1 protein-coding gene is annotated in these 429 nt (G+C 61.3%); it reads left to right on the top strand.

Going from position 1 to position 429, the window contains the following annotated elements:
• Positions 1 to 98: 98 nt before the first annotated feature.
• The coding region (locus EXE44_RS16920; RefSeq protein WP_137717978.1) for a hypothetical protein at positions 99 to 429 on the top strand (331 nt) is incomplete at its 3' end.

The raw sequence follows: 429 nt of genomic DNA, 5'->3' as shown, positions 1-429 counted from the left end.
TCATCGCCGATGTCGCGGTCCGCTACGACGACATCGTTGGATTTGCTGCGCCAAGCTCCCAATTATATGATGACCTGTTTTACGCCATGTACGCAGCAATGACCGAGATAGGCGCGGTGTTGACGACGAAGTACCCACGCCATGAGGTTCGCTCGCGGCTCTCGACGATGGACCCACTCGTCATCGATTCCACCCCTGGTGCCGAGACCGACGGCGGTGTTGACGTCGCGACTACCGACGCCGGACCGGTTCGGTGCGGTGACCTCACTTCACTTGGGGTCGCCGCCGAACGTGCGACGACGCAGCTCGCGACGGGTGATCGAACGGGAACGTTCGCGATCGCGACGTTGACGCAACTGCTAGCGCATCACGACCCGACTGCGCTTGACAGGTTCCTCCACGAACTGGTTGGCCAGTGGCGAAATCAGG

Source organism: Halorubrum sp. SS7 (assembly GCF_005435055.1).
GTDB classification, from domain to species: Archaea; Halobacteriota; Halobacteria; order Halobacteriales; family Haloferacaceae; genus Halorubrum; species Halorubrum salinarum.
Note: the sequence above shows the minus strand (reverse complement) of the source record. Positions and strands in the feature narration are given on the sequence as shown.